At 65.6% G+C, this 24017-nt stretch carries 18 protein-coding genes; 5 read left to right on the forward strand and 13 right to left on the reverse strand.

The window, feature by feature from the left end:
* Positions 1–183 precede the first annotated feature (183 nt).
* Positions 184–981, forward strand: coding sequence for a hypothetical protein (locus AC066S_RS14120; protein ID WP_478269973.1), 798 nt, complete (start codon positions 184–186; stop codon positions 979–981).
* 115 nt (positions 982–1096) lie between these two features.
* Here AC066S_RS14120 and AC066S_RS14125 read toward each other — a convergent pair whose 3' ends face one another.
* From AC066S_RS14125 to AC066S_RS14155, 7 genes are all read right to left on the reverse strand, one after another.
* Positions 1097–2092, reverse strand: coding sequence for an ABC transporter ATP-binding protein (locus AC066S_RS14125; protein ID WP_135169008.1), 996 nt, complete (start codon positions 2090–2092; stop codon positions 1097–1099).
* Entirely contained in the window at positions 2089–3096 is a 1008-nt protein-coding gene (locus AC066S_RS14130) for an ABC transporter ATP-binding protein (RefSeq protein ID WP_126257164.1), read from the reverse strand. Before AC066S_RS14130 ends, AC066S_RS14125 begins: the two co-directional genes overlap by 4 nt.
* A complete protein-coding gene (locus AC066S_RS14135) occupies positions 3096–3989 on the reverse strand; it encodes an ABC transporter permease (protein WP_167767448.1) in 894 nt (297 codons plus the stop codon). The genes AC066S_RS14130 and AC066S_RS14135 overlap by 1 nt, the downstream gene beginning before the upstream one ends.
* Before the next feature lie 191 nt (positions 3990–4180).
* Positions 4181–5128 carry an ABC transporter permease gene (locus AC066S_RS14140; RefSeq protein WP_126257166.1) on the reverse strand — a complete coding sequence of 316 codons (948 nt, stop codon included), beginning with the start codon at positions 5126–5128 and terminating at the stop codon, positions 4181–4183.
* A 40-nt stretch (positions 5129–5168) separates the two neighbouring features.
* Positions 5169–6767: an ABC transporter substrate-binding protein gene (locus tag AC066S_RS14145; RefSeq protein ID WP_126257167.1), complete on the reverse strand. Its 1599-nt coding sequence runs from the start codon at positions 6765–6767 to the stop codon at positions 5169–5171.
* A 408-nt stretch (positions 6768–7175) separates the two neighbouring features.
* Positions 7176–8726: an AMP-binding protein gene (locus AC066S_RS14150; protein ID WP_478269974.1), complete on the reverse strand. Its 1551-nt coding sequence runs from the start codon at positions 8724–8726 to the stop codon at positions 7176–7178.
* Between the two features lie 17 nt (positions 8727–8743).
* Positions 8744–9898, reverse strand: a complete 1155-nt coding sequence (locus tag AC066S_RS14155; protein ID WP_478269975.1) for an iron-containing alcohol dehydrogenase — start codon at positions 9896–9898, stop codon at positions 8744–8746.
* A gap of 254 nt (positions 9899–10152) precedes the next feature.
* Here AC066S_RS14155 and AC066S_RS14160 point away from each other — a divergent pair, with 254 nt between their 5' ends.
* From AC066S_RS14160 to AC066S_RS14170, 3 genes are all read left to right on the forward strand, one after another.
* Positions 10153–11370: an efflux RND transporter periplasmic adaptor subunit gene (locus AC066S_RS14160; RefSeq protein ID WP_164718538.1), complete on the forward strand. Its 1218-nt coding sequence runs from the start codon at positions 10153–10155 to the stop codon at positions 11368–11370.
* Positions 11367–14537: an efflux RND transporter permease subunit gene (locus AC066S_RS14165; protein ID WP_478269976.1), complete on the forward strand. Its 3171-nt coding sequence runs from the start codon at positions 11367–11369 to the stop codon at positions 14535–14537. Before AC066S_RS14160 ends, AC066S_RS14165 begins: the two co-directional genes overlap by 4 nt.
* A gap of 188 nt (positions 14538–14725) precedes the next feature.
* A complete protein-coding gene (locus AC066S_RS14170; protein WP_478269977.1) occupies positions 14726–15919 on the forward strand; it encodes an ABC transporter substrate-binding protein in 1194 nt (397 codons plus the stop codon).
* A gap of 78 nt (positions 15920–15997) precedes the next feature.
* Here AC066S_RS14170 and AC066S_RS14175 read toward each other — a convergent pair whose 3' ends face one another.
* The 4 genes from AC066S_RS14175 to AC066S_RS14190 are packed head-to-tail and all read right to left on the reverse strand — an operon-like array spanning position 15998 to position 20601.
* A complete protein-coding gene (locus AC066S_RS14175; RefSeq protein WP_126257173.1) occupies positions 15998–16387 on the reverse strand; it encodes an MAPEG family protein in 390 nt (129 codons plus the stop codon).
* A 29-nt stretch (positions 16388–16416) separates the two neighbouring features.
* Positions 16417–17499, reverse strand: a complete 1083-nt coding sequence (locus AC066S_RS14180; RefSeq protein ID WP_126257174.1) for a lipocalin-like domain-containing protein — start codon at positions 17497–17499, stop codon at positions 16417–16419.
* Positions 17489–19951, reverse strand: coding sequence for an ABC transporter permease (locus AC066S_RS14185; RefSeq protein ID WP_478269978.1), 2463 nt, complete (start codon positions 19949–19951; stop codon positions 17489–17491). Before AC066S_RS14185 ends, AC066S_RS14180 begins: the two co-directional genes overlap by 11 nt.
* Positions 19948–20601, reverse strand: coding sequence for an ABC transporter ATP-binding protein (locus tag AC066S_RS14190; protein WP_478269979.1), 654 nt, complete (start codon positions 20599–20601; stop codon positions 19948–19950). The genes AC066S_RS14185 and AC066S_RS14190 overlap by 4 nt, the downstream gene beginning before the upstream one ends.
* A 157-nt stretch (positions 20602–20758) precedes the next feature.
* Here AC066S_RS14190 and AC066S_RS14195 point away from each other — a divergent pair, with 157 nt between their 5' ends.
* On the forward strand, positions 20759–22108 hold the full coding sequence (locus AC066S_RS14195; protein ID WP_478269980.1) for an MFS transporter: 1350 nt from the start codon (positions 20759–20761) through the stop codon (positions 22106–22108).
* 59 nt (positions 22109–22167) lie between these two features.
* Here AC066S_RS14195 and AC066S_RS14200 read toward each other — a convergent pair whose 3' ends face one another.
* Together AC066S_RS14200 and AC066S_RS14205 are read right to left on the reverse strand one after the other, a co-directional pair.
* Positions 22168–23376, reverse strand: a complete 1209-nt coding sequence (locus tag AC066S_RS14200; RefSeq protein WP_478269981.1) for an MFS transporter — start codon at positions 23374–23376, stop codon at positions 22168–22170.
* A gap of 440 nt (positions 23377–23816) precedes the next feature.
* Positions 23817–23987: a hypothetical protein gene (locus AC066S_RS14205; RefSeq protein WP_164718539.1), complete on the reverse strand. Its 171-nt coding sequence runs from the start codon at positions 23985–23987 to the stop codon at positions 23817–23819.
* Between the last annotated feature and the right edge of the window lie 30 nt (positions 23988–24017).

The following is a 24017-nucleotide window of genomic DNA, read 5'->3' on the forward strand; positions in this document are numbered from 1 at the left end:
GTGCCCACGATCCATCATGAGGGGATGGTGGGCACGCTTCGCTTTGCCCACCCTACGGCGCTGAAATATCACATGATTCCAAATAGGATGGATGCCAGCTGGCGGTCACCGATAGTTTCCATTGAACATTGTTCATTTTTCGGTTACTAATACTGAACAATGTTCAATCTCGGAGAGCCCCGCATGTCGCACGCAAATGATCCCGTCCAGGCGGCTGCCAAAATCCCGTTGGGGTCGCGCCGCCTCTGGTTCGGCGCCCCGCAAGCCCGCGAAAAATATCTGACCGCGGCGCTCCTCGTCTTGGCGGTCGCGGCCCTCTTTGCGCCCGCGCTGCCTGCCGCCGCCTGGCACATCCCGCATTTCGTCGACAGCCGCACCTGGCTCGGCGTGCCCAACGCCGCCGACGTGCTGAGCAATCTTGCGTTCCTCGCGATGGGTGTCTGGGGCTCGGAGCGGCTGCGCGGCCGTCTCGACGTGCCCGTCGGTGCAAGCTGGTTCTTCGTGGGACTGATCCTCACCTGCCTGGGCTCAGGCTTCTATCATCTCGACCCCGACGCGCCGCAACGGCTGGTCGCCGACCGCCTCGGCATGGCCGTGGCGTTTGCGGGATTTCTGGGCATCGCGGCCAGCGAGCGCGTCAGCGTGCGCGCCGGCGAGGCGGTGCTCGTGCTGATGATGATCGCGGGCCTGCTGGCTGCCTGGGTGGCGCGCGAGAATCTCACACCATGGGTGGTCGTGCAGTACGGCGGCATCGCGCTCGCCGTGGGACTGGCGTTGACGCGGCCCCGGCCCGGTGCGCTTGGCGTGCCGCTCGGCGGCGTGATCTTCTTCTATGCGCTGGCCAAGCTTTTCGAGCTTGGCGATGCGATCGTGTTCGACGCGACGGGCCACATCGTCTCGGGCCACACGCTCAAGCATCTGGCTGCCGCGCTGGCGGCCTGGCCGGTGATCAGCTCGTTGCGGCATGATCCGCAATCGTAGGGCGGGCAAAGGCGCATAGCGCCGTGCCCACCATTCGTTTCGATTGGCAGAGAGGTGGTGGGCACGCTTTCGACTTCGCTCTTCGAGCTACGGCGGACAAGTCGCTTTGCCCGCCCTACGCAGTCGCGTTGCTCCGCCCCGTTCCCTCATTGAGCAGACACGCCACCCGGTGGCCGTCGCCGGCATCCAGCAGCGCCGGCCGCTCGATCTTGCAACGCTCCATCGCAAACCGGCAGCGGGTGTGAAACGCACAGCCCGGCGGCGGATTGACCGGGCTCGGCACGTCGCCGTCGACCAGCGGTGCGAGCTTCTTCGCCAGCGGATTGGCGATCGGCACGGAGGCGAGCAGCGCCTGCGTATAGGGATGCCTCGGATTGCGGAACAGCTCGTCCTTGCCGGCGATCTCGACGATGCGACCGAGATACATTACGGCGACGCGGTGGCTGATATGCGCGACCACGGCGAGGTCGTGGGCGATGAAGAGATAGGAAAAGCCGTGCTGCCGCTGCAGGTCGATCAGAAGGTTGATCACCTGGGCCTGGATCGAGACGTCGAGCGCGGAGACCGGCTCGTCGCAGACGATCAGGCGCGGCCCCAGCGCCAGCGCGCGCGCGATGCAGATGCGCTGGCGCTGTCCGCCGGAGAATTGATGCGGGAAGTTGTGCATCTGGTCGGGGCGCAATCCGACCTGTTCGAACAGCTTTGCGACCCTCGCCTCCAGCGCCTTGCCGGTCGCCAGACCATGCACGATGAGCGGCTCGCCGACGATGTCGCCGGCGGTCATGCGCGGATTGAGCGAGGCGAACGGATCCTGGAACACGATCTGCATCGAGCGGCGGTGCGGGCGTAGCGCCGACTTGGAGAGGTGCGTGATGTCTTCTCCGTCGAGGCGGATCTTGCCGGAGGTCGGCTCGACCAGCCGCAGCACGCTGCGCGCCACCGTCGACTTGCCGCAACCGGACTCGCCGACGAGCCCAAGCGTCTCGCCGGCCTGAAGGGAGAACGACACACCATCGACCGAGTGCACGGTGCCGACCTGCCGCCGCAGCACGCCGGCACGCACCGGATAATATTTCTTGAGGTCGGTGACCTCGAGCAGAGCCTCGGTCATGCCACCTCCGCGACTTCTTCCGCGCGCCAGCAAGCGGCGAGATGGCCGCCGCCCCAATCCGCCAGCGGCGGATATTCGGCCTCGCAACGTTTGATGGCGAGCTTGCAGCGCGGCGCGAAGGCGCAACCCTTCGGCAGGCGCACCAGCGAGGGCACCGTGCCGGGGATCTCGTTCAGTCGCTCCGGAGCAACGATTCCGGCTGCGGGGACCGCCGGGATCGACGCCATCAGCCCGCGCGTATAAGGATGCATTGGCGAGGCGAACAGCGCCTCGACACTGGCTTCCTCGACCTTTCGCCCCGCATACATCACGATCACGCGCTGCGCGGTCTGCGCGACCACTCCGAGATCATGCGTGATCAGCACGAGCCCGGTGCCGAGCTCCTTCTGAAGGTCGAGGATCAGCGCCAGGATCTGCGCCTGGATGGTGACGTCGAGCGCCGTGGTCGGCTCGTCCGCGAGCAGCAGCGCCGGCCGGCAGGCCAGCGCCATCGCGATCATCGCGCGCTGGCGCATGCCGCCGGACAGCTGATGCGGGTATTCCCTCGCGCGTCGCGCCGGTTCGGGAATGCGCACCAGACGGAGCATCTCGACGGCGATGTTCTGGGCCTCCCTGGCCGGGATGCTTCGGTGCAGCCGCACGGCTTCGACGATCTGGTCGCCGATCCGCATCACCGGATTGAGCGATGTCATCGGCTCCTGGAAGATCATGGAGATGCGGTTGCCTCTGACGGCGCGCATCTCGGCTTCGTCCAGCGCCAGCAGATCGGTGCCTTCGAGCGAGACGGAGCCGCCGACGATGCGGCCGGGCGGATCGGGCACGAGGCGCATCAGCGACAGCGCGGTGACGCTCTTGCCGCAGCCGGATTCGCCGACGATCGCCAGGGTCTCCCCGCGCCTCACGCTGAAGGAGAGATCGTCGACGGCCTTGAACAGGCCGGAATTGGTGAAGAACACCGTCTTCAGGTTCTTCACCTCGAGCACGAGATCGGATTGTTTGGTCATCAGCCGCGCTGCCGGGGATCGAGGATGTCGCGCAGGGCGTCGCCGAACAGGTTGGCGCCGAACACGGCGAGGCTGATGGCGATGCCCGGGAAGATCACCAGCCAGGGCGCGGTGCGGACATATTCGGCGGCGGATTCCGACAGCATGCGGCCCCACGATGGATAAGGCTCGGGAATGCCGAGGCCAAGGAAGGAGAGGGAAGCCTCGGTCAGGATGGTCGAGCCGAGCTGGGCGGTCGCGAGCACGATCAGCGGCGCCAGCGTGTTCGGCAGCACGTGGCGCAGCGCAATCCGCATCTCGCTCATGCCGATCGACTTGGCGGCTTCGACGAAGGGCTGCTCGCGCAGCGCCAGCGTGTTGGCGCGGGTGACGCGCGACACGGTCGGGATCAGCGGGATCGCGATCGCGATGATGACGTTCGGCAAGGACGGGCCGAGCGCCGCCGTCATGATCAGGGCGAGGACCAGCAGCGGCAGCGCTTGAAGCACGTCGGAAACGCGCTGGAAGACGAGATCGACCCAGCCGGACAGATAGCCCGACGTGAGCCCGACGATGACGCCGATCGTGCCGCCGAGCGCGGTCGAGCCGATGCCGACGGCGAGCGAGATGCGCGCGCCGTGGATGATGCGGCTGAACACGTCGCGGCCGAAGGAATCGGTCCCCATCCAGTGCGCCCAGCTCGGGCGAGCCAGCGCGCGCGCGGAATCGACCGTCAACGGGTCATAGCGCGCGATGAAATCGGCGAAGATCGCGGTGAGCACGAACACCGTCATGATGATGAGCCCGGCCGCGCCGAGCACGTGCCGCTGCGCCAAGAACAGCACGCGCCGCCAGCCGCCGGTGGCATGCGCGCCGGCGCGCCGTAGTTCGAGATCATAGTCGATCGCGGCCATGTCAGCTCTATCTTCCCCCTCTCCCCGCTGGCGGGGAGAGGGTTGGGGTGAGGGGGACTCTCCGCAGGGGAGGTGAGAGCTGGGCTCGCGGAGAGTCCCCCTCACCCGGATTGCTGCGCAATCCGACCTCTCCCCGCAGGCGGGGAGAGGTGAAGGAGAGCGCACACGCTGCGTGAGAGTAGATCATGCGATCAATCCGTGTACCTGATCCGCGGGTCGAACACCGCGTAGAGCATGTCGACGGTGAAATTCGCGACCACCACGACCACGGCGATGAACATCACGAGGTTCTGCACGATCGGATAGTCGCGCCAGCGGATCGCCTCGACCAGGAAGCGGGCGACACCGGGGATGTTGAACACCGTCTCGGTGACGATCAGGCCGCCGATCAGGAAGGCCGCCTCGATGCCGATCACGGTGATCACGGGCAGAATCGCGTTCTTCAGCGCGTGGCGATAGTTCACGGCGGCCTCGGAGGCGCCCTTGGCGCGCGCAGTACGGATGTAGTCCTGCCGCAGCACTTCCAGCATCGAGGATCGCGTGATGCGCATGGTCAGCGCCGCGCTGCGGAAGCCGACGGCGGCGGCCGGCACCGCGTAGGTTGCGAACGCCTCGAGCCAGGTCTGCGGATTCGGGTTGAAGATCGGCATCTGGCCGAACATCGCCACCGACGCGGTGAGAATCAAAAGTCCGAGCCAGAACGAAGGCAGCGACAGGCCGCTGAGGCTGACCACGCGCAAGGCGTAATCCAGCCGCGTGCCCTGCTTCACGGCGCTGATGACGCCCAGGGGAATTCCGATCGAGGCCGAGAACAGCAGCGCGAGGCCGGCCAGCTTTGCCGTGATCGGAATTCGCGGCAATATCTCCTGCAGTGCCGGCTTCTCGGAAACATAGGAATAACCGAGGTCGCCGCGCAGAAAACCACTGATCCAGTGCCAGTATTGCACGATCAGCGGCTGGTCGATGCCGAGCTCCTTCTCCAGATTGGCCTTGTCGGCGGGATCGACATAGCCGGCGGCGGCGAACAGGATGTCGACGATATTGCCGGGCACGACGCGCAGCAGGACGAAGATGACGACCGAGATCCCGAACAGGGTCACGAGCATCAGCAAGAGGCGTCGCACCAGATAGGCAAACATCCTTCGCCCTCCGCGAGCCGCTAGTCTTCAGCCTGCCGGTCTACTTGTCGAGCCACACATCCTCGTAGCGAAAGCCGTTATAGGAGCTGTTCGACATGATCGTGATGCCCTTGACGTAAGGCTGCCAGCACGTGCCGGCCCTTGCATGGAAGATGATCGGGCGGGCGACGTCCTCCTGCAGCTTCTTGTCGATGTCCCACACCAGCGGCTTGCGCTTGTTGGTGTCGGTCTCCTGCGATTGCACGTCGAACAGCTTCTCGATCTCCTTGTTGCAGTAATTGGTGTAGTTCCGCTCCGAGCCGCAGGAATAGTTCTCGTAGAAGGACTGGTCGGGGTCGTCGACCGAGCTGCCGGTCAGATTGAGGCCGAGCATGTAGTCCTTGCGCGCGACCTTCGGGAACCAGTTGGCGGTCTCCACGACGTCGAGCTCGCCGTTGATATAGATGCTCTTGAGCTGGTCGATCAGGATCACGGCGGGGTCGCGATATTCCGCGAGATTGCGCGTCGAGACCTTCACCGCCAGATGCTTGTCGGGACCGTAGCCGGCCTTCTGCATCAGCTTCTTTGCCTCCTCGCGGTTCGCGTTCACGTTCGGGCCGTAGCCCGGAATGGTCTCGAGCCTGTCCTTCGGCATGCCCCAGATGCCTTGAGGCGGCGGCAGCATGGTGCCGCCGATATCGGCCTGGCCCTCGAACAGGATGTCGATGAAAGCCTTGCGGTCGAGCGCAAGGGCCACCGCCCGGCGAACATCGATGTTGTCAAACGGCGGGGAGCTCGAATTGACAATGATATTGGTCGAAACGTTGGTCGGTTCGACGACGCAGGTCGCGTTCGGCGCCTGCGACTTGATGTCCTTCAGCAGCGGGATCGTGATGTGCGTCGGGAAGGTCATGTCGAACTTGCCGGCGACGAAAGCGAGGATCGCGGTCGAGCGGTTCGTGATGATCGTGTATTCGATGCCGTCGAGATAGGGCAGGCCCTTCTTCCAATAGTCCGGATTTCGCGTCAGCTTGATCGATTCATTGGCCTTGAACTCGACGAACTTGAACGGTCCGGTCCCGATCGGATGGGTGCGCATGTCCGCCGGAGAGACATGGCAGGGATAGACCGGCGTATAGCCGGACGCGAGCATCGCCAGCAGCGAGGGTTGCGGCCGCTTCAGCTCGAACGAGACCTCGAAATCGCCGCTCGTCGTGATCTCGTTGACTTCGTTGTACCAGGCCTTGCGTGGATTCTGCCGAAGCTTCTGCTGCGATTTACCCATCAGGAGATCGAAGCTGCATTTGACGTCGGCCGACGTGAACGGCTTGCCGTCGTGCCATTTGACGCCCTGGCGCAGCTTGAACGTCAGCTTCTTGTTGTCGCTGCTCCAGGACCAGCTTTCGGCAAGTTCGGGCCTCAGGGTGTCGGGACTGTTCTGCGCGATGTGCTGATCATAAATGACGAGATTGTTGAAGACCCCCATGAACGGCACGTTGACCGAATAGGTCGCGCCTTCGAGGATCGAGGCGTTGGCCGGACTGTCGCGGTGATACATCCGCAAGGTTCCGCCTTGCTTCGGCTCGCCGGCGAGCGTGGTGGTTGAGGCCATCAGCACAGATAGCGCCGCCGTTACGGCAAGCGCCCACACGCTCCGCATGCTCATCCTCCCTGGACATCGGCCTTTTGCGGCCTGTTTGTCGCGACGATAGCACGCAAGCCGGGGGAGGCAACCCCGATAGCGCCGCATGCCGCCTCGACAATTCGGATGACGGAAGGCCGCAGGGCTTTCAGTGTCTCACGATGTGAGAGTGCAGGTGCGAAGAGATGGTCCTGGTGCAGCTGTTGCGCGCAGCTGCCTCGACAAACACCGCCGTCGTCCCGGACGAGCGCAGCGAAGATCCGGGATCCATAACCACAGGAAGCGGTTTGGCCAAGACTCGGAGTTGCCGCCGCGCGCAACGACTCCTCCCTGGGGTTATGGGTCCCGGGTTCGCGACTTCGTCGCGCCCCGGGACGACAGTTGCGCGTGTGGCGCTTGCTTGCGCACCTTACGTAGCGGAAACCCTCACACGATCCTTGACGCCTTGTTTCCCCAATACCGGTCCCGCAGCAGGCGCTTGTACAGCTTCCCGGTCGGCAGCCGCGGCAATTCCTTCTCGAAATCGACCGAGCGCGGCACCTTCTGCCGCGACAGCGATTTCGCGCAGAACGCGATCAGCTCTTCGGCCAGCGCCGCGTCCGGCACCACGCCCGGCATCGGCTGCACCACCGCCTTCACCTCCTCGCCGAGATCGGCATTCGGCACCCCGAACACCGCGGCATCGGCGACCTTCGGATGGGTGATCAGGAGGTTTTCGCATTCCTGCGGATAGATGTTCACTCCCCCGGAGATGATCATGAAGGTCGCGCGGTCGGTCAGGTACAGGAAGCGGTCTTGGTCGACATAGCCGACGTCGCCGACCGTGCTCATGCTGCCGTCCGGCGAGCGCGCCTCCTTGGTTTTCTCCGGATCGTTGAAATATTCGAATGGCGTTGCCGTCTTGAACCAGACCTGGCCCGGCGTGCCGGTCGGGCACTCCCGCATGTTCTCGTCGAGAATGTGCAGATCCCCGAGCAGCACCTTGCCGACGGTGCCGCGGTGGGCCAGCCATTCCTCGCTATTGCAGGCGGTAAAGCCGAGGCCCTCGGTGGCGCCGTAATATTCGTGAATGATGGGTCCCCACCATTTGATCATGTCGTCCTTGACCAGAGCCGGGCAGGGCGCGGCGGCATGGATCGCGATCTCGAGCGACGACAGGTCGTAGCGCTTGCGGACCTCCTCCGGCAGCTTCAGCATGCGCGAGAACATCGTCGGCACCAGCTGGGTGTGCGTGATGCCCCAGCGCTGGACCAGCTCGAGGTAACGCTCGGGATCAAAACTCTCCATGATGATCACGGTGCCGCCCATGCGGATTGTGAGGTTCACGGCGGCTTGCGGTGCGGAATGGTAGAGCGGGGCCGGCGACAGGTAGACCATGCCCTCACGGTAGTGCCAGAGCTTGGTCAGGAAATCGAACAGCGGCAGATTGTGTTTCGGCGGCTCCTCCGGCAGCGGCCGCAGGATGCCTTTTGGTCGTCCCGTCGTGCCGGACGAATACAGCATGGCCGTGCCGAGCCACTCGTCCATGATCGGTGTCGTCGGCATGTCCGCGGTCACATCCGCCAGCCCGACGATGCGCTCGCTCTCGCCCGGGCCATCGGCGACGATGCAGAGCTTGATATCGGGGCAGGACTTGATCGCCTCGCGCGCGATGTCGAGCTTCGCCGCCGAGGTGATCAGAATCTGGGACCGGCTGTTGACGAGCAGATAGGCGAGCTCGCCCGGCGTCAGGAAGGAGTTGATGCAGGTGTAGTACAGCCCGGAGCGTTCGCCCGCGCCGCAGGCCTCCAGGTAGCGCGAATTGTTCTCCATGAAGATCGAGTAATGGTCGAGCCGCTTCAGGCCGTGCTTGCGGAACAGATGCGCCAGCCGGTTGCTGCGCGCCTCCAGCTCGCGGTAGGTGACGGCCTCGCCTGTGGCCGCCATGATGAAGGCGGGCTGCAGCGGGCGCAGGCGGGCGTGGCGAGCTGTGTACATCTATCCTCCGGCCTGAATCATGCGGCGAGAAGCAGGATTTCGCGCACCTGCGCCGGGCCTTCGATCTTGCGCGGATTGCGCGGCACCCAGGGCGTGCGCATCGCCTGCTCGGCGATTGACTCGAAATGCTCGGGCGACACACGCACGTCGGCGAGGCTGCGCGGCATGCCAAGCGAGCGGATGAAGGCATCGAGCACGTCGGCGGCATCGCGGCCGGGATAGCCCATGGCGGCGGCGACGATCATCTGCCGCTCGGCATTGTCGCGCGCATTCCAGCGCATCACCGCCGGCAGCATGATACAGGAGGTGTAGCCGTGCGGCACGTCGAAGGCCGCGCCCAGCACGTAGCCGATGCCGTGGCTTGCGCCCATCGGCACGCCGGCGGCGAGCGCACCCATCGACAGCCAGGTACCGATCTGCGCGTCCATTCGCGCGTCGAGATCGGCGGGGTTGGCCTTCACCCGCGGCAGCGCGTCGGCGAGCATGGCGAGGCCCTTCACCGATTGCGCGTCGGCATAAGGATGCGTCTCACGCGAGCAGATCGCTTCGACGCAATGGTCGATGGCACGGATGCCGGTCGACAGGAACAGCCATTCCGGCGTGTGCACGGTGATGGCCGGATCGAGGATGGTCGCGCGCGGCACCGTCAGCGCATGCCGCAGCATCTGCTTCACATTGGTGCTGCGGTCGGTGACGCCGGCGATCGCGCTGAACTCGCCCCCGGCGATCGTGGTCGGAACGCTGATCTGCCGCACCGTCGGCGCATTCATCTCGGGCGCGATGCCCTTGCGGACGCGGATGCGCTCGATGCCGTCGATATCGGTGATGCCATTGGCGAGGCAAAGCTGCACCGCCTTGGCGCCGTCGGTGATCGAGCCGCCGCCGACGGTGACGATCAGATCAGCCTCCGCCTCGCGCGCCGCAAGGGTGGCGGCGATCACCGCCTCGCGCGGCGTATGCGCCGGCATGGCGTCGAACAGGCCGGCGCAGCGCGGGCCCAGCGCCTGCTTGATCGTCGCGATTTCGTCGGTGTGCCGGTGGAGCGTGCCGGAGACCATCAGGAAGGCGCGGCGCGCTCCCAGCCGGTCCATCTGCGCGACGATGGCGCCGGCCGCAGGATGGCCGAACACGACCTCCTCGATCGCGCCGAAAACGACACGTCCCTGGTGCACGCCTGTCCTCCCGGACAATTCGCCTTGTTCTTGTGCGGGTTAATCTAGCCGAGCCGCCGGCACCCGTCATGTGTGAAGGCGCTGAGGGCGCTGATGCCGGCTCTTGAACTGTCAACCCGCCATCCGGTCAGGCCATGCTTCGAAGCATTGCGCGCATCGCGGTCTTGAAGTGTTCATTTTTGCCACCCATCTTGTGGCGCCCGCAGGTAGGGGCGTACCCTGCGTTTTCTGCGGCTTTTGTGCGAGGACCTGGGATGAGCGGACCGGATGGCAGCGAGCGGTTTGTCAAAAAGCACGATTTCGTTCTGGCTCGGCTGGGTGCAATCGCCGCGCTTCTTGGCGCGACATTCACGCTCACCGGTTGTGACAAGCCGGCGTCACAGGCCGCCGCTCCGCCACCTCCGCCCGTGACGGTGGCCCAGCCGGTCAAGCGCACCGTGACCGATTGGGACGAGTACACCGGGCGCTTCGAGGCGGTCGAGGAGGTGCAGGTGCGCCCGCGCGTCGGCGGCTTCGTCAACTCGGTCGAATTCCAGGATGGCGCCATCGTGCGTCAGGGCGATCTGCTTTACGTCATCGACCCGCGTCCGTTCGAGGCGGTGGCGACGCAAGCGGAGGGCCAGCTGTCGGATGCTCGGGCCAAGGTGGAGCTTGCCAAGCGCGAGCTCGATCGCGGCCTCAGCCTCGTGCAGAGCAGCGCCGTCTCCGAGCAGGTGGTGGATCAACGCCGTCAGGCCCTGCAGGCCGCGCACGCCGCCGAGACGCAGGCCGAAGGCGCGCTGAAGGCCGCCCGGCTCAATATCGAGTTTACGCATGTGACGGCGCCGCTGACGGGCCGCGTCAGCCGCCATCTCGTCAGTCCCGGCAATCTCGTGCAGGGCAGCGACAGCGGCACGTCGACATTACTGACGTCCATCGTCACCCTTGATCCGATCTACATCTATTTCGACATGGACGAGGCGACCTTCATCAAATACAGCAAGCTGTGGTTCGAGGGGCGGCGCCCAAGCTCGCGCGACACGGCGAACCCTGTGCAGGTGACGCTCGCCGGCGAGACCAAGCCGTCGCGTGAAGGCACCATCAACTTTCTCGACAACCGCCTCGACGTCTCGACCGGGACGCTGCGGAGCCGCGCGGTCGTCAAGAACACCGACCTGTCGATCCTGCCCGGCCAGTTCGGCCGTGTCAGGCTGATCGGCAGCGCGCCCTACGAGGCTCTGCTGATTCCGGATGCAGCCGTCGCGACCGACCAGTCCCGCAAGATCGTTTTCGTGGTGAAGTCCGATGACACCGTCGAGGCGCGTCCCGTGGTGCTCGGCCCGCTGGATGACGGCCTGCGCGTGATCCGCGAAGGATTGAAGCCGGAGGATCGCGTCATCGTCAACGGCATCCAGCGCGCCCGCGTCGGCGCCAAGGTCGCTCCGCAGACCGCGCCGGCACCGGCCGGTGGCAAGCCCGGTGACAAGTCATGAATCTCGGCCGTCTCTCCATCAACCAGCCCATCCTGGCGATGGTGCTGTCGATCGTGCTCCTGATCGTCGGCGCGCTCGCCTACACCACGCTGCCGGTCTCGGAATATCCGCAGGTGGTGCCGCCCACCGTGGTCGTCACCACGCAATATCCCGGCGCCTCCGCGCAGACCGTGTCCGACACGGTCGCAGCTCCCATCGAGCAGGAGATCAACGGCGTCGAGGACATGCTGTATCTCTACAGCCAGGCCACCTCGAACGGCCAGCTCACCATCACCGTCACCTTCAAGCTCGGCACCGACCTCGACAAGGCCCAGGTGCTGGTGCAGAACCGCGTCGCGATCGCGCAGCCGCGCCTGCCGGAGGAGGTCCAGCGCAACGGCGTCACCACGCGCAAGAACTCGCCCGACATCCTGATGGTCGTGTTCATGCTGTCGCCGGACGACACCTTCGACCAGCTCTACATCTCCAACTACGCGCTGCTCCAGGTCCGCGATCAGCTGCTGCGTCTCGACGGCGTCGGCGACATCCAGATCTTCGGCGCGCGCGATTATTCGATGCGGCTGTGGCTCGATCCTGACCGGATCGCCAATCTCGGCCTGACCTCGGCCGAGGTTCTGGCCGCGATCCGCGCCCAGAATGTGCAGATCGCGGGCGGCCAGATCGCCGAGCCGCCGATCGCCGACCGTGCCTTCCAGCCGAATCTCACCTTCACCGGCCGGCTGAAGGACCAGAAGCAGTTCGAGGACATCCTTATCAAGGCCGGCTCCGACGGCCGCGTCGTGCGGTTGCGCGACGTCGCCCGCATCGAGCTCGGTGCGCTGGCGTATTCCACCAACAGCTTCCTGCTACGCAAATCCGCGGTCGCCATGCTCGTGACGCAGCGCCCGGGATCGAATGCCCTCGCCACGGCAAAGAACATCAACGACACCATGACGAGGCTCAAGGAGAGCTTCCCGAAAGGTCTCGACTACAATATCGGCTACAATCCGACGGAGTTCATCGCGCAGTCCGTGCACGAGCTGATCAAGACCATCTACGAGGCCATGCTGCTCGTGGTGGTCGTGGTGCTGGTGTTCCTGCAGGGATGGCGTCCCGCGATCATTCCGATCATCGCGATCCCGGTGTCGCTTGTCGGGACCTTCGCGGTGATGGCGGCGCTGGGCTTCTCCATCAACAATCTCACTCTGTTCGGCCTCGTCCTCGCCGTCGGCATCGTGGTCGACGACGCAATCGTCGTGGTCGAGAATGTCGAGCGGCATCTCGAGCACGGCATGAGCCGGCGCGACGCCGCCCTCAAGACCATGGAGGAGGTCGGCGGCGCGCTGGTCTCGATCGCGCTGGTGCTGTGCGCGGTGTTCGTGCCGACGGCGTTTCTCGGCGGCATTTCCGGGCAGTTCTTCCAGCAATTCGCCGTCACCATCGCGGTTGCGACCGCGATCTCCTGCTTCTGCTCGCTGACCCTGTCGCCGGCGCTGGCTTCGCAGATCCTCACTCCGCACGAGGCGAAGCGGCCACCGGCGAACTGGAATGTCATCGCGCGGGCGTGGGGTGCCTTTACCGGCGTGTTCAACCGTGTGTTCGACCGGCTGGCGCATGGCTATGCCGGCCTTGCCAATTTCGTGATCCGGCATTCGGTGGTGATGCTCCTGATCTACGTCGTGCTGATCGGCAGCGCCGGCTGGCTGATCGTGACGACGCCGCAGGGCTTCATCCCGGCCCAGGATCGCGGCTACGTCATCGTATCCGTGCAATTGCCCGGCGCGGCCTCGCTGGCGCGCACCACCGAGGTGGTGCGCGAGATCGAGCGGATCGCGCTGGATACGCCGGGTATCGTCCGCGTCGCCGCCTTTGCCGGCTTCTCCGGCGCCACGCGGACGCAGGCCGGCAATGCCGCGGCGCTGTTTCCGGTGTTCGACGAACCTGAGGCGCGCATCAAGAAGGGATTGTCCGCGAACGCCATCACGGTCGAGCTGCGCAAGCGCCTGTCCGCAATCCAGGGTGCCTTCATCATCGTGATTCCGCCGCCGGCCGTGCCCGGCATCGGCACCGGCGGCGGCTTCACCATCCGCATCCAGGACCGCCAGGGCCGCGGGCCTGAAATGCTCGCTGCGGCCACCGACGAGCTTGTCGCCGCGGCGCGCAAATCGCCCTCGCTGCTTGGCCCCTCGGTGTTCTCGCCGTTCACCGCCAACACCCCGCAGCTCTTCGTCGACATCGACCGCACCAAGGCGCAGAAGCTCGGCGTTCCCATCTCGAACATCAACGACACGATCCAGAGCTATTTCGGATCGACCTACGTCAACGACTTCAACCTGTTCGGCCGTACCTATCACGTCACTGCGCAGGCCGACTTTCCGTTCCGCAAGGAGCCCAGCGATCTCGCGCGCCTGCGCACGCGCAACGCTTCCGGCGACATGGTGATGCTCGGCAGCGTGGTCGAGTTCAAGGACGTCTCGGGCCCCGACCGCGTCGCGCGCTACAATCTCTATGCCGCGTCCGAGCTCCAGGGCGAGCCCGCGCCGGGCACCAGCTCGACCACCGCGCTCAACGCCATCAAGCAGCTGGCGGACGACACCTTGCCGAGCGGCTTCACCTTCGAATGGACGGATCTGTCCTATCAGCAGATCACCGGCGGCAATGCCGGTCTCTACGTGTTTCCGATCTGCGTGCTGTTCGTCTATCTCGTGCTCGCCGCGCAATATGGCAGCTGGACCCTGCCGTTCGCGGTGATCCTGATCGTGCCGATGTGCCTGCTCGCCGCCACCATCGGCGTGCGCATCATGGGCCAGGACGTCAACATCCTCACCCAGATCGGCTTCGTCGTGCTGGTGGGGCTGGCCGCGAAGAACGCGATTCTGATCGTCGAGTTCGCGCGCGATATCGAGAATGAAGGCAAGCCACGGCTGGAGGCCGTCATCGAGGCCTGCCGCCTGCGCCTGCGGCCGATCCTGATGACCTCCTTCGCCTTCATCCTCGGCGTGCTGCCGCTGGTGATCTCGACCGGCTCCGGCTCCGAGATGCGGCAGGCGGTCGGCGTCGCCGTGTTCTTCGGCATGATCGGCGTCACCCTGTTCGGCCTGTTGTTCACGCCGATCTTCTATGTGGTGGTGCGGAACCTGGCGGAGGGGCGGAACGAGGGGAAGAAGCCGGAGCTGGCGGCTCCCTAATGTCAGTGGTGGCCACTCGCGTCCCGTTACTCCCGGTGTCATCCCCGCGAATGCGGGGCGCCCCGGGACGACACCGATTGCTTGCGCACACCTCCATACTAACGACCAACTTGAAGCGGATGGGCAGGCGCGGGGTTCTTCACTGGTATCCGCGCGATTTCAGAACAGAAACTGCTGGGAGATAACATATGAAATCAGCACTTTTGGCCGCCGTCGCAACCTCTGTCCTGGTGCTGGCGGCGCCGGCCTCTGCTCAAGGCGTCAAGATCGGCATCCTCAACGATCAGTCCGGCGTCTATGCCGATTACGGCGGCAAATGGTCGGTCGAGGCGGCCAGGATGGCGATCGAGGATTTCGGCGGCGAGGTGCTGGGCCAGAAGATCGAGCTGGTCACCGCGGATCACCAGAACAAGCCCGACCTTGCGACCGCGATCGCGCGGCGCTGGTACGACGTCGAGAATGTCGACATGATCACGGAGCTGACGACCTCCTCGGTCGCGCTCGCGATTCACGACCTGTCCAAGGAAAAGAAGAAGATCGACATCGTCGTCGGCGCCGCGACCTCGCGGCTGACAGGCGATGCCTGCCAGCCCTACGGCTTCCACTGGGCCTACGACACCCGCGCGCTCGGCGTCGGCACCGGCGGCGCGTTGACCAAGGCCGGCGGCGACACCTGGTTCTTCCTCACCGCCGATTACGCCTTCGGCTATGCGCTGGAGAAGGACACCAGCGAGATCGTCACCGCCAATGGCGGCAAGGTGGTCGGATCGGTGCGCGTGCCGCTCAACTCCTCGGACTTCTCCTCCTTCCTGCTGCAGGCGCAGAGCTCCAAGGCCAAGATCGTCGGCCTCGCCAATGCCGGCCTCGACACCACCAACTCGATCAAGCAGGCGTCCGAATTCGGCATCGTCTCCGCCGGCCAGAAGCTCGCCGGCCTCCTGATGACGCTTGCCGAAGTGCACGGCCTCGGCCTGCAGGCCGCGCAGGGTCTGGTGCTGACGGAAGGCTATTACTGGGACGTCAACGACAAGAGCCGCAATCTCGGCGAGCGCTTCCTCAAGCGTACCGGCCGGATGCCGAACATGATTCAGGCCGGCACTTATTCGGCGACGCTGAGCTATCTGAAAGCGGTCAAGGCCGCCGGCACCAAGGATCCCGATGCCGTCGCCAAGAAGCTGAAGGAGCTGCCGGTCGAGGACGATTTCGCGCAAGGCGGCAAGGTGCTCGAGAACGGCCGCATGGTCCACGACATGTATCTGTTCGAGGTCAAGAAGCCCGCGGAATCCAAGAAGCCCTGGGACTATTACAAGTTGCTCGCCACCGTCCCCGGCGACAAGGCCTTCTTCACCGCCAAGGAAAGCGGCTGCCCGCTGACGAAGTGAGAGGCGGCGTGTCCCGGACGCGCCGTAGCGTTGCACGCTGCACCGCGCCCGGGACACGGGCATGCGTGATGGCGTGCTTCACTTCACCAGCCGCAACACCACCGCGCCCAGCGCCCCCGCCCAAAGCGCCATCGCCGCGATGCTCTGGATCGCAAAGCCCGGGCCGCGCTTGGCCGCTGCCTGCGAATAGCCGATGAAATAGACGATGCGGCCGATGATCCAGACCGCGCCGAGTCCGGCGGCGATGGCGTCGCTGATATAGACCGCGAACAGCCAGAGCGCCGGCAGGACAATCGGCATCCATTCCAGCGTGTTCATCTGGATGCGGAAGGCGCGTTCGAAATCCGGATGGCCTGACATCGCGGGCACCTTGACGCCGGTCCTGGTACGCGAGCGCGAGACGTTGATGCTGGTGAAGAAGTAAAATGCGATCGCCAGCAGGGTGACGACGGCGGTGAGGTGATACATCGCGGAATCCCTTTGAAGAGGTCGCGGCTTCAATAGCCGGTCATCTCGAGATAGCCAACACCGTCATGGCTCCCGGCAAAGCCGATCGGCCCTTCCCAATAGGCGAAGCCGGTCCCCATCCAGGCTTTTGGATTGAGCGGCTTGCACAGGATCGAGAACGATCGCGACGGGATCGCGATCTGCCATTCCACCGGCAGCGTGCGTCCTGCGACCTCCGCCGTCGCCTTCGGAATCATCTGGATGTCGTCCCCCGCGATCATCTGCGTGTTGCCTGCGGCGTCGATCCAATTGCCGAACGGATAATTCTTCTCGTCCTTCTGGCGCAGCCGATACAGCATCAACTTGTCGCCCGACGACAGATGCAGCGACAGCCAGTCCCAGCCGGTCTGATCCCTGTCGAGCGGCTGGCTGCTCCATTCGCGGTCCATCCAGGCCTGGCCCGAGACATCGACCGGCTTGTCGTCGATGGTGAGCGTGCCGCGGGCGCGGTAGAACGGTTGGCTGTAATAATAGGACGCCTGCCCGCGCTCCGACTTGCGGCTGTAGCCGCGATCGCCCTGCAACACGACCGGACGATCGGCCTCCAGCGTCAGCGCGTAGCTGAAATCGGTGCTGGATGCCTTCAGTGTCAGCGGAGCCAGATGGCGATCGTCGGTGCGCTCGAGGCCCTTCATTTGCCAATCGTCGATCCAGGCATCGAACGGCTTTTCTGTGACGCCGGCCTGCCCGATGCCACCGCGTGAAAAGGTTTCGTTGAAGCGATGAGTGTCGGCGCGCGTCACCGCGGCATGGGCCATCCACACCTGCTGGTTGGCCCAGCCTTCGCCTTGCGGGCCCGGCTGCGCCGCCTGGCGGAACAGCGTCCATTGCAGGCCGCAAGCCGCACCGCTGCCGTCGACGAGGTTGGCCGTGAGATACCACCACTCGATACGAAACTCCGGATGCGGCCCGTGATCGGCCGGAAAGGCAAACGGCCTTCCCGGCGTCACCTTCGCAAAGCCATCCGCTGTCTCGCCGAGCCCGGCATAACCTTGCGCGCCGGCGCGGCGTGCGAGTGCCAGCGCGGCAATGCCGGCGGCGAAGGCGCGGCGCGACATGCGATCAGCGCTCATTGGCAAACACCTTGACGAGGCTTGCCGGCTGCATCCGCGCCAGCCGCACCACCGGCAGGAGGGCCGCCAGCAGCGAGGCCAGCAGCGCCACCGCGACCAGCCCGATCAATTGCTCCGGAAACACATGGAACGGCAGCCGCCAGCCGAAGGCCTTCACATTCACGATCGCGATCAGGCACCATGCCACCAGGAGGCCGAGCGGCACCGCCAGCAGCGCCGTGAACAGCGCCACCGACAGCGTCTTGGTCAGCTCGATCGCGGCAAGGTGCGGCCGCGTGATGCCGATCGCCCACAGCGGCGCGAGTTGCGGCAGACGGGAATTCGCCAGCGTGAGCAGGCTGGTGAACAGCGCGATCCCGGCGACACCGAGCGTAAAGGCATTCAGCGCGGAGGTCACTGCAAAGGTGCGGTTGAAGATGCGGATCGATTCCGCCTTCACCGTCGCCTGGTCGGCGACGCTGCGGTCGTCGAGCGCGAACTGCTTCTGCAGCGACGCGATCAGGCCCGAGATGTTCTCCTTTGCGACGATCAGGCCGATCCGCGTCTGCGGCGTCAGTGGAAACTGCCGGATCAAGGCCGCGACATTCACGGTCAGCTGCCCCCTCGGATTGCCGTAATCGGCGTAGATCCCGACGATGTCGAGCTCCCAGGTCCCGCCAGGTGCCGGCAACGCGACGACGTCGCCGATGCGCAGATTCAGGCGGCGGCTGAGCTGCTCGCTGATGAAGGCAGCGTTGCCGGGCACGAGCCGGGCCCAGGCCCGCGGCGCGGCGTCCAGCAGCGGCCAGCGCTCGCGATAGAGCGCGTGATCGGGCAGGCCGAGCAGCTCCACCGGCTGACCCTGAAGCTGCGCTTCGGCGCGCCCGCCGGACAGGATCGCCTGCACGTCGCCGCGCTGTTTCAGCCAGTTGCGAATCGCGACACCTTGCGAATTGTCGGAGGCGCTGACGTAGACGTCGGCGGCGAGCCGTCCGTTGAGCCAGCCGAGGAAGGTGCGGCTGAACGTCTCCACCATGGTGGAGACGCCGACATTGACGGCGAGCGCCAGCAACAGCGCCATCAGCGCCAGCGACAGGCCGGAGAGCTGCTGCCGGCTGTCCGCCCAGAACCACAGCGCCAGCGGTCTTCGCGCGGTATGTTGGCCCGCGAGCAGGAGAAGCTCGAGCAAGGCCGGCAGGATCAAGGCCGCGCCGAGCATCAGGGCCGCGAGCAAGCCAAAGCCCGCAATCAGCGATTCGCCGTAGCGCAGCAGCAGCAGCGCGACCGCGAACACGGCGCCGGCCGCACAGCTTTGCAGGATCAGCCACCGGCGCTGCCGCTGCTGCCAGGCGCGCGGCTGCGCCGTTGCCAGCACCGGCATCCTGATCGCCTTGATCAGGCTGGTCGCGGCCGCGACGAGCGCGCCCGCAATGCTGATGCCGATGCCGGCGAACCACCATTCGGGCCGCAGGCTGAGCTGCCCCGGGATCTGCGCGCCATAGAGCCCGCGCAGCGACGCCGCGACGTCGGGCAGCAGCACGGCGGCAATGAAATAGCCGCACACGAGGCCGATCAATCCCGCCACCAGCGCCAGCGCGACGAGCTCGACCACCAGCACCGTGTTGACGAGCCGCGCCGAGGCACCGCAGGCGCGCAGCGTCCGCAGCATCGGCAGCCGCTGCTCGAAGGCGAGGCCGACGGCTGAGTTGACGATGAAGAGGCCGACGAAGAACGACAGCAGGCCGAACGCCGTGAGGTTGAGATGGAAGCTGTCCGTGAGGCGCTCCAGCTCGGTCTCCGCGGTCGGCTCGATCAGCTGCAATTGGTCGCCGACAACGCTTGCGAGCGGAGCAGGCCTGCTCTTCGGCTTGCCGATCAGCAGCCGCGACAGCTGATCCGGCTTGTTCAGCAGGCGCTGCGCCACGCCGATGTCGACCACCAGCACGCCGGGCACCAGCTGCGGCAGCACGCGCAGCGGCGGCAGCGTTGCGCCGTTGCTGATCGGCGGTGCCGCGCCTTCCGCTTCCTGCAAGTCGCTCAGCGTCTCGCGGGCCACCAAGGTCTGGCCCGGCGGCGCGACGAAGCTGCTCAAATCGGCGGCACCGAGGCGCGGCGCGTTGCCGATTTCGACCGGCAGCGTCACCGGCTCGATTCCGAGCAAGCGTACGGAGCGGCCGTTGATCTGGACCCGTCCCTCCAGTGCCGGCGACACCGGCCAGCCGGCGCGGCGGAGTTTCACGAACAACTCTTGGGGAAACGTCGCTGCATGCGGCGCGACCAGCATCGCCGTGCGGGTGCCGCCGAACGTCGCCGCGGCGCGGTCATAGGCGGTGCGGGCCTGCTGGTTGATGGCCTGCACGCCGCTCCACAGCGCGGTCGCCGCGATCAGCCCGACCAGAAGCGTCGCGAACTGCATCTTGTGGCGCCGCCAATGGCTGAGCAGCACCGCGAGGATCCAGAGCGCGCGTCTCATGCGATCCGCCCCGCATGCAGGGTGAGGTGGCGGTCGAGCGCTCTGGCCAGATGCAGGCTGTGCGTCACCATCAGGAAGCCGCAGCCGGTGCGCGCGACGAGGTCGCGCGCCAGCGCCAGCACGTCCTCGGCGGTGTCTTCGTCCAGATTGCCGGTCGGCTCGTCCGCCAGCAGCAGCGAGGGCTTTGTCGCCAAGGCCCGGCCGATTGCGACCCGTTGCTGCTGACCTCCGGACAATTGCTCGGGATAGCGCTTCAGAAGTGATCCAAGCCCGAGCCGTTCGACCAGCTCCTTGGTCCAGGCTGCATCATGACGGCTCGCGATCCGCGCCTGAAAGACCAGATTGTCCGCGACCGACAGGCTCGGGATCAGATTGAATTGTTGAAAGACCAGGCCGATCCGGTCGCGCCGCAAGCTGGCGCGCCCCGCATCGGAGAGCTTGGTGACCTCGACGTCCTCCAGCCGGATCGTGCCGCCGTCGGCGGCGTCGAGCCCCGCGATCAGGTGCAGCAGCGTGCTCTTGCCGCTGCCGGACTCGCCGGTCAGCGCGACGCGCTCGCCTGCCCTGAGGTCGAGATCGACGCCGCGCAGCACATGAACCGGTTCGCCGGCCGAGGAGAAGGTCTTGGAAAGATTTCGGATGCTCAGCACGATGAATGGCGCCGGACGGAATTAACGGACTTGTTGCGTACCACACTTGCTGCGGAAATGCCGGGTTGCGTTGGTTTCGAACCCGTTGTTAGCTTCGTTGTCGGATTCCAAGACGGCCAAATCAAAAAAGTGCCAGAAAGGACATGCGGGGAGAACGATGAGCGATCAGGGAACGCCCAATGCGGCGGGCAGGACGGCAGGGGAGTCCAGGGTTTCGGCGAAGCCAACGCCGAAGGGTGCCTGGACCATTACATTTCTCCTCTTTCTCTTCATGGTCGTGAACTTCGCGGACAAGATCGTCGTCGGTCTCGCCGGTGTGCCGATCATGACCGATCTGAAGCTCTCGCCGGAGCAGTTCGGCCTGCTCGGTTCCTCGTTCTTCTTCCTGTTCTCGATCGCCGCCATCGTGGTCGGCTTCATCGTCAACAAGGTGCCGACGCGCTGGGTGCTGCTCGCGCTCGCGGTGATCTGGGCTCTGGCCCAGTTTCCGATGGTCGGCACCGTCTCCTTCACCACGCTCCTGATCTGCCGCATCGTGCTGGGCGCCGGCGAAGGCCCGGCCTTCTCGGTCGCCGCGCACGCCATCTACAAATGGTTCCCCGACGAGAAGCGCACGCTACCGACCGCGATCCTGTCGCAGGGCTCGGCCTTCGGCGTCATCCTGGCGGTGCCGGCGCTGAACTGGATCATCGTCAATCATTCCTGGCACTATGCCTTCGGTGCGCTCGGAATCGTCGGCCTGCTCTGGGTCTGTGCCTGGCTCGCGCTCGGCAAGGAAGGGCCGCTGGAGGACACGCAGGTCCTTGCCGAGACCGAGCAGAAGATTCCCTACCTGCAGCTGCTCACCTCGCGCACCTTCATCGGCTGCGTCGCGGCGACCTTCGGTGCCTATTGGGCGCTGTCGCTCGGCCTGACCTGGTTCACGCCGTTCATCGTCAAGGGGCTCGGCTTCTCGCAGAGCCAGGCCGGCTGGATTTCGATCCTGCCCTGGGTATTCGGCGCCACCATCGTCATCCTCACCGGCTGGATCTCGCAGGTGATGATGGCGCGCGGCTACAACACGCGCGTGGCACGCGGCGTGCTCGGCTCGGTGCCGCTGGCGATCGGCGGGCTGATCCTGGCCATGATGCCGCATGTTCAGGGTGCGGGCCTGCAGATCGCGCTGCTGGTGGTCGGCTCCGGCCTGTGCGGTGCGATCTATGTCGTCTGCCCGCCGATGCTCGGCGAGTTCACGCCGACCTCGCAGCGCGGCGCCATCCTCGCGATCTACGGTGCGCTGTACACGCTGGCCGGCATCATCGCGCCGGCGGTGATGGGGGCGACGATCCAGCGTGCCGGCAGCACGCTTGATGGCTACATGACCGGCTTCACCATCAACGCCGTGATCATGGTCGGCTCCGGCCTGCTCGGCCTCTTGCTGCTCTGGCCGAACACGGAAAAGGCGAGGTTGAGGCGTGGTGTCGCGGCACAGGCGGCCGCGCTGAAGGGCGCGGTGTCGCCGACGTAAGAGGGCGCGAATCGCCCACTCCGGAGTGACCAGTTTCGCGCTACGACTCCTCGCCGTGGTTACGCCTTGTCTTCCCGCTTCCGTTCCGTGAACGGCGACAGCACCACGGTGGCGACCATGAAGATCACGGACGCGCCGAACACCCAGCGCGGCGCGCTCTGGTCCATGATCCAGCCGAACAGCAGCGGTGAGACGATGCCGCCGAGATTGAAGCCGGTGGAGACGATGCCGAAAGCGCGCCCCGCGGCGCCCGCCGGTGCGGCATTGCGCACCAGCATGTCGCGCGAGGGGGCGATCACGCCGGAGAGGAAGCCCGCGACCGTCATCGCTGCGGTCAAGGCCCAGCCGGGCAGCGTCGCGAGCGCGATCAGCAGCACGATCGCCGCGTTGACAGCAAAGCAGGCCGCCGCGACATAGCCGTGGCGTTCGGTGTGATCGGCGAGGAAACCGCCGGCGAGGACGCCGACGGCGCTGGCGCCGAGGAATGCCGTCAGCATGACGTTGGCCGCCGAATAGGAGATGCTGTAGCCGCTCATCAGCGCCACGACGCCGAAATTGTTGATGCCGGCGACGGAGAGGCTGAGCAGCACGAACAGCGCCGTCAGCGTGACCAGTGCCGGGGTGATGACGGCCTGCCTCGGCGTGTTCTCCGCGCCCGGCTTTGTCTTGCTGGCGCCGGCGTCGGGAATGTTCATGACGAGCAGCAGCAGTGCCACCAGAATGCCGATCGCGCCCGATGCGATCAGCGCGCCGACGCCGCCGGACAGGGCGACGAGCGCCGCCACGATCGCCGGCGCCACCGCGCCGCCAAGAAAGCCGGCAAAGGTGTGGATCGAGAAGGCGCGGCCCATTCGCGCCTCGTCCATGTGCTCGGCCAGGATCGCGTAGTCCGCGGGGTGATAGACGCTGTTGGCGAGGCCCAGCAGCACGGCGCAGGCGATCAGCGAGACGTAGCTGAGATGCAGGCCGAGCAGGATCAGCGCGCAGCCGCCCAGCGTCAGGCCGATCAGCAGGATTTTGCGCGCGCCAAAATGGTCGACGAGATAGCCGGTCGGCGCCTGCGTCAGTCCGGACACGACCGCGAACACGGTGAGCGCGAAGCCGAGCTCGATATAGCCGACGCCGAGCTGCGCCTTGAGGAACGGAAACAGCATCGGCAGGACCAGCAAGTGAAAATGGCTGACCCAGTGCGCGATCGAGATTCCCGTCAGCGTGCGCAGCGCGCTGTCCGCCTTGCCTTGCTGCGGTGCGGCGAGAATGTCGACCATTGCAGTTCCGTTTCACTCCCTGCGAGGTGCGGAAACTATCGAACGGCGGTTATTTGTCCATGAACGCAGGCGCATGGCAGGTAGAGCGGGCGGGGCTGCTGCAATCTCGATGATGTCGTTGGACACAGTGCGCTCCCTCCCCCTTGCGGGACAGGGCTGTCGCATATGATGTGCGGAATGCAGCGGCATCGGCAGTCGGCTCCCTCCCCCGCTTGCGGGGGAGGGCTGGGGAGAGGGTGTCTCCGCGCAGGGATTATTGAGAATAACTGAGGGCGCCCCAGCGCGGCGAGAACCCTCACCCGCCGCGCTCTGCGAGCGCGTCGGCCTCTCCCGCAAGCGGGAGAGGCGGAGCAAGCCTAGACAGCCCCCGTGTCATTCATATGCGATAGCCCTGCCCTTGCGGGGGAGGAACGCACCGTTCGTGAGGAAGCTTCACACCCTCACAGCGGCTCGTCGTCCGGACCGTGCCGGTCACGCTTCGGTGTTGCGATGTCGCCGTCTTCGTAATCGTCGTCGTCGATGTCGGCCGGCAGCGGCTTCTTCGGCTTGTCGTCCGCCGGCTTCTCTTTGGCAGTCTTGGGCGGCTCGCTCGGCTTGGCGGTCTTGGTCATGGCTGGTCCCGGATGGTGATGCTGCATCCG

This window comes from Bradyrhizobium sp. CFUWI (genome assembly GCF_056429085.1).

Excerpts from the sequence above, each read along its gene's own strand:
- AC066S_RS14205 (WP_164718539.1), bottom strand. The coding sequence starts at position 23,987 with ATGACCAAGACCGCCAAGCCGAGCGAGCCGCCCAAGACTGCCAAAGAG.
- AC066S_RS14170 (WP_478269977.1), top strand. The coding sequence starts at position 14,726 with ATGAAATCAGCACTTTTGGCCGCCGTCGCAACCTCTGTCCTGGTGCTG.
- AC066S_RS14130 (WP_126257164.1), bottom strand. The coding sequence starts at position 3,096 with ATGACCAAACAATCCGATCTCGTGCTCGAGGTGAAGAACCTGAAGACG.
- AC066S_RS14150 (WP_478269974.1), bottom strand. The coding sequence starts at position 8,726 with ATGTACACAGCTCGCCACGCCCGCCTGCGCCCGCTGCAGCCCGCCTTC.
- AC066S_RS14135 (WP_167767448.1), bottom strand. The coding sequence starts at position 3,989 with ATGGCCGCGATCGACTATGATCTCGAACTACGGCGCGCCGGCGCGCAT.
- AC066S_RS14125 (WP_135169008.1), bottom strand. The coding sequence starts at position 2,092 with ATGACCGAGGCTCTGCTCGAGGTCACCGACCTCAAGAAATATTATCCG.
- AC066S_RS14185 (WP_478269978.1), bottom strand. The coding sequence starts at position 19,951 with ATGAGACGCGCGCTCTGGATCCTCGCGGTGCTGCTCAGCCATTGGCGG.
- AC066S_RS14180 (WP_126257174.1), bottom strand. The coding sequence starts at position 17,499 with ATGAGCGCTGATCGCATGTCGCGCCGCGCCTTCGCCGCCGGCATTGCC.
- AC066S_RS14140 (WP_126257166.1), bottom strand. The coding sequence starts at position 5,128 with ATGTTTGCCTATCTGGTGCGACGCCTCTTGCTGATGCTCGTGACCCTG.
- AC066S_RS14200 (WP_478269981.1), bottom strand. The coding sequence starts at position 23,376 with ATGGTCGACATTCTCGCCGCACCGCAGCAAGGCAAGGCGGACAGCGCG.
- AC066S_RS14195 (WP_478269980.1), top strand. The coding sequence starts at position 20,759 with ATGAGCGATCAGGGAACGCCCAATGCGGCGGGCAGGACGGCAGGGGAG.
- AC066S_RS14165 (WP_478269976.1), top strand. The coding sequence starts at position 11,367 with ATGAATCTCGGCCGTCTCTCCATCAACCAGCCCATCCTGGCGATGGTG.
- AC066S_RS14175 (WP_126257173.1), bottom strand. The coding sequence starts at position 16,387 with ATGTATCACCTCACCGCCGTCGTCACCCTGCTGGCGATCGCATTTTAC.
- AC066S_RS14160 (WP_164718538.1), top strand. The coding sequence starts at position 10,153 with ATGAGCGGACCGGATGGCAGCGAGCGGTTTGTCAAAAAGCACGATTTC.
- AC066S_RS14120 (WP_478269973.1), top strand. The coding sequence starts at position 184 with ATGTCGCACGCAAATGATCCCGTCCAGGCGGCTGCCAAAATCCCGTTG.
- AC066S_RS14145 (WP_126257167.1), bottom strand. The coding sequence starts at position 6,767 with ATGCGGAGCGTGTGGGCGCTTGCCGTAACGGCGGCGCTATCTGTGCTG.